This is a genomic window from Sulfuricurvum sp. (assembly GCF_023250475.1).
Classification (GTDB): Bacteria; Campylobacterota; Campylobacteria; order Campylobacterales; family Sulfurimonadaceae; genus Sulfuricurvum.
This window is the reverse complement of the sequence record NZ_JAHFAQ010000147.1, coordinates 1-4,928: the sequence shown is the minus strand read 5'-3', so window position 1 is coordinate 4,928 and position 4,928 is coordinate 1. Positions and strand designations below refer to the sequence as shown.

At 47.3% G+C, this 4,928-nt stretch carries 4 protein-coding genes; all 4 read right to left on the bottom strand.

What is annotated here, in order from left to right; translation table 11 throughout:
• Positions 1-835, bottom strand: an 835-nt coding sequence (gene modD / locus Q0C19_RS10970; RefSeq protein WP_295055951.1) for a ModD protein, incomplete at its 3' end; no start/stop codon positions are given.
• Positions 832-1,626: a class I SAM-dependent methyltransferase gene (locus Q0C19_RS10965; RefSeq protein WP_295055950.1), complete on the bottom strand. Its 795-nt coding sequence runs from the start codon at positions 1,624-1,626 to the stop codon at positions 832-834. The genes Q0C19_RS10965 and modD, both read right to left, overlap by 4 nt.
• A gap of 62 nt (positions 1,627-1,688) precedes the next feature.
• Complete coding sequence (locus Q0C19_RS10960; RefSeq protein ID WP_295055948.1) at positions 1,689-3,770, bottom strand: TonB-dependent receptor; 2,082 nt, start codon at positions 3,768-3,770, stop codon at positions 1,689-1,691.
• A 15-nt stretch (positions 3,771-3,785) separates the two neighbouring features.
• Positions 3,786-4,796 carry an LLM class flavin-dependent oxidoreductase gene (locus Q0C19_RS10955; protein WP_295055947.1) on the bottom strand — a complete coding sequence of 337 codons (1,011 nt, stop codon included), beginning with the start codon at positions 4,794-4,796 and terminating at the stop codon, positions 3,786-3,788.
• Positions 4,797-4,928 lie beyond the last annotated feature (132 nt).

Below are 4,928 nucleotides of genomic sequence, written 5' to 3'. Positions count from 1 at the left end.
TTTTCACTTTGATATCGGCAGGTTGTGCGCTGTAAGGGGATGATGTGACGATCATATCGACACCCGTACTTGCGTATTCGGCTATATTCTTGGCACTGATTCCACCCGTAGCGATCAATGTAATAGGGGGATGCTCGGCGCGGATGATTTGGACGGCGTCGGAGAGCTTGGATAGGGGAAACTTTTCGAGCTGAAGGATGTCAGCCCCCATAGATGCAAATTTAAGCGCTTCGGCAACATCAGCCGCTTCCATGACGATCTTTTTCTCAGGGTTGGCTTTTTTGGTTTTATTGAGCGCTTCTTCAAATGCCTCTTCGGAGGGGAAAAATACGCGGTGGTAATCAAACACCAGGATCGATTCGGAAAGTCCCAAACGGTGTGCCACACCGCCGCCCGATTCGACCGCTTTGATAGCTATTTTTTTCGTAAACGGGGTCGTTTTTCGGGTAGTGGCGACCACTATATCAGGATTGATACTACGGGCCAAGAGTACCGCTTCGCGGGTATAGGTCGAGATGCCGCCCGCGTAATCAAGGAGATTTTGGACACTCTTCCAAATACGGTGGATATTCCCTGCTTCTCCGTGCGCTTCGAGAAAGATACTTTTGGGCGGAACCAAAGTCCCCGATTTGACGAAACCGTCGATTTCCAAGCCGTAGAGTCCGCACAGCCGTACCGCCTCTTCGGTACAGGAGATAACGAGCGGACGCTCACGGGTGGAAAAGGTGATGCGGGCACGCTGGTCGGTGATTCCCAACGATGCCGTGGTTAGATCACCGTAGGGGACATCTTCAGCGAGAAGCGATTCGAGCTCTGCGTCGCTGAGGGTAATCATTTTGAGGTTTCCCAACCGATAAATGCCCAATTCACGGCTCGGGGAGGGCGGTTTTGGGCAATAATCACTTCACGGTAGTATTCACGGGCTTTGGTTTGCTGCTCTTCGCTCAATTCATGAACGCTCCAGATCAGCGATTCGACAAACTCATCTTCATTGCCGCTTCGGACACTCCCGCGACCTGTTTCGATGTAATCAATGCGGGGGAGGTAGCCTTGCGCATAGAGGAGGATCGGGATGTACCAGTAGTCGGGTTTGGTTTTTACCTTTTTGCCGATGAAGTCCAGGATATTCATATCGACGAAACTTCCCCCCACTTTGTAGGTGAGATAGCACGCCTTGAGCGCATGAGCGGACATTTTGGCGAGTGCCGCATCGATATCGGCAACTTCCATGGATCGAGAAGCGACGACGATATCGATCTGCGGCAAGCAACTCCAGTCATCGTCCCAACCGATATGATATGTTTTAATATTAGTTATCCCCTCACGCGCAGCATAGGCTTTCAGCTCTTCGAGCATTTGGGCGGAGAAGTCGATAGCGATCACCTCTTTAACCAATTTGGCCAAAGGGATGGCCAGTGTTCCCGGGCCGCATCCGATGTCCAAAACGACTTCATCTCCGGTGATGTTCATACGGGAGAGGAAGTCGTTAACATAGGGGCTGTTGATCATTGATACTGCCATATCGGCAGATTTTTCATCCCAATCGCTGCTGCTTTTACATTTGAAGTCGGTGGTAGCTTTGTGTTCGCGGTACATTTGGGCAAAATTGATCGGTTCTAAAAACATGGTGTCTCCTGAATAGTCATTATTATACTGAAATATCGGGGAGATCGACTCCCCGAGGGTGATTAAAATTTGTAACGGACATTGCCGAATACACTACGTCCTGCTTCCGGATAACCGTAGCTGTAGTAATAGTTACGATCAAATATATTATTAATCCCGAAATCAAACGAGACCGCTTTGGTTGCGCGCAAGGTGGCTTTGGTGTTCCACACCGATACGCATCCGGTTGTGTCATAGATATTTTTTGTGTTTGGCGCGGTTCCGGTCGTACCGACAGAGGCGTAACGTTCCGAATTATATTCATAGGTAGTGAACCAGGTAAAATTCTCAATTGGAGTATAGGCAACGGTAGCGATGAATTTTTCTTTCGGCACATCGGTGATTTTTTGGCTCTCGTCTAACTCGTTGGTCATTTTGAGATAGGTGTAGCTCCCTTCTAACGAAAGCGATTCGATCGGTGCGTATACCGCGGATAGTTCAAACCCTTTTTGGGTCACTTTTCCGACATTTTGAAGCTGTTGCTGTTGAGTGTAAGTAGCAGGATTCTTTTTATACCACAGAGGTATATAGGCACTTTGAATGTAATCGCTTACATCCGCGTAAAACAAAGCTCCGCTGAATGATGCCGTCCCCACAGATTTGGTTCCGCCTACTTCGTAGTTGATTGTTTTTTCAACATCCAGCGCAGGATTTGGGACAAACGTATTAAATTTGAACGAATAGCGGTCTTTGATCGACGGAATACGGCTTTTGCCTGAAATACCCCCATACCAAGTCAAGGAGTCATCAATTTTCCCATCCAGTTTGATCATGGGATTAAATGACGAGGTATCCCCATGAGAAAACTCTTGGTCGGTTGTATATCCGGTTGTCGTGTTTTGGCTGACACCGGAACCGTCGTTGTAATAGGAGGTGTTGGATTTGCCGTATTGGGTGTTTTGAGCTATATCGATTTTTTCTTTGTCATAACTTGCACCCACCGTAAGTTTGAGTGCATCGGAAAACGTATGAGTATCTTCGATTCCGAGAGAACTGATGGTATCTTTCATCTCATAGACTGCTGCTTGATTGTCTCCCCCCTCTTGATGGTCGTCGATTTTATAGTGGAGAGCCATTTTGAGAGTATTGTCTGAGGTGAGTTTTACCCCGCTCTCGATAGATGATCCTTTGGTGTATTCGTCATACCAGCTCGGATTACCGACTCCGCCGTACGCGAAGGTATCATACAACCCGTTATTGGTGTAAATCGCCAATGAGTTTTGGAATTGGTCATAAAAGACGCGGCTTTTAAGATACCAGTTTCCAAAGTCTGTTTTGGATAGAAAATAGAGACTTTGTTTATCCCAATAGCGCCATTGCCAAAAGCCTCTTTGTGTTAAATCTGTTGCTACGTCCGGCGGGACACCTTTGTCGGCGCTTTGACGAATATAGTTGATGGCATATTCATCCGTTCCATTGGGGGTATATCCCACTTTTAGATTAAGTTTTTTGTCGGTTGCATAGGCGTTGTTACGATCACCGCCGTCTTCATTGACGGTTCGTACCGGGGTAAAATCATCGGAGAGGGGATAGGTATCACGCTGGGTTTTGGATGCGGAAGCTTGGATGTAATAGCTCCCTTGATTGGTTCCGAGATTGATATATTCGGTTCGTCCGTTTCCGCTGAAAAATCCTGCTCCGACTTCCCCTTCAAACTCTTTACTCGGCTTTTTGGTGACAAGATTGATCGCACCGGCAAAGGTATTGGCTCCGAGCAGCGGTGACGCAAGACCTTTGGATACTTCGATTTCGGAGAGGTCGAACGTCGTAAATCGGGAGAAATCAACATAGCCGTCATACGGAACGGAAATCGGGATACCGTCGATAAAGAGGGGAGCGTGTTTGACATCAAATCCTCGTATCATAATCATCTGTTCATTACGGGCACCGAAATTTTGGATGGTCGTACCCGGCAGAAGATTGAGGGCTTCTACGACTGTTTTTCGTTCATGGTCTTGAATCTCTTGCGCATCAATCACGGTAGTGGTTGAGCCGGAACCATCGATTGAATCGCTCACAGCAACTTTGCCGAGTTCAAAAACGCCCTCGGCTCCGTATAAAGCCGATACGGTTGCCAGTGAGAGGAGGAGTAGGTGTTGTCTCATTTTTTTTCCTTAAGTTTAAATGTAGGGTCGAATTTGGGTATTGAATTGTGATAGCATCAACCGATTCTGACCCGGGTCGGATGATGAAGGCTTGAGAATGAGGTGAACGTTTGGAAGCTCCTTTCTAATGGTATTAATGGTTTTCAAGCAATCCTCCGGAGTCCCTATGATGCCGTTATCAAAGAACTTTTGGCCGTCGAAGAAAGCTTCGCGTTCTGTAAGAATGGCATCGTATTGTTCGCGATTAAATTTTGGCGGCGGAATATCCGATGATGCCGCACGCATGCACTTAACAAAATGATCGATGCAAGGGCGAGAGATGCTATAGGCAACTTCAGCGCTATCGGCGATGCAAAATACACGCATCAATACGATTTCGGGATTGACTCCAGCGATGGAAAAATAGAGTTTTTGTCCCTCTAGGCACTCTTCCAACGTTGCACCCTGAGACATTAAAAGACCATATCCTCGATGTGCGGCAAAGCGGATTGTCTCGGGATTGGCAAAAGTTGCGACGAAAAACGGAACTTTTTTTTGCAGAGGTTTAGGTTGTATCCGGACAGTGTTAAACTCCATATACTTCCCTTGGTAGGAGGTGGGGGTGATGTTGTGCAAGAGATCATCGATAACCTCTACGGTTTCAAACATCAAGGCTCGTAATTCGTTGGGATCACGGCTGAAGTGCTTGGTGTCAGGGGCAAATCCCCCTTTGGCAAATCCTGCGTTAAGCCGTCCTTCGCTTATATTGTCCAGAATGGCAATGGTTTCAGCAAGACGGACGGGGTGATAAAATGGGGTAAGAAATCCCGCCGTTCCCAGTCGAATGGATCCGGTACGCCCGGCTGCGTAGCCGATCATGGCAGCCGGATCGGGTATAACGCTAAAGGCGTTGAAATGATGTTCTGCGAACCATACTTCATCAAATCCGAGTTCATCCGCCAACTCAACGAGACGGAGCTGTTCCATAATGCTCTCTTGCACATTGCCGGAGTAGTTTTCGCTAAGGCAAAATAGTCCTATTTTCATGGTGTCCTCTTATTTGGTGATAACAGCCCAAAAGCCGCTTTCATCGTCGATAATATCAAACTTAGTAGGTTTGAGTGCACTGAGAATATTCTGTAATGCTTCCCGCTCAGGTTTAATTCGATCTTTGAACGA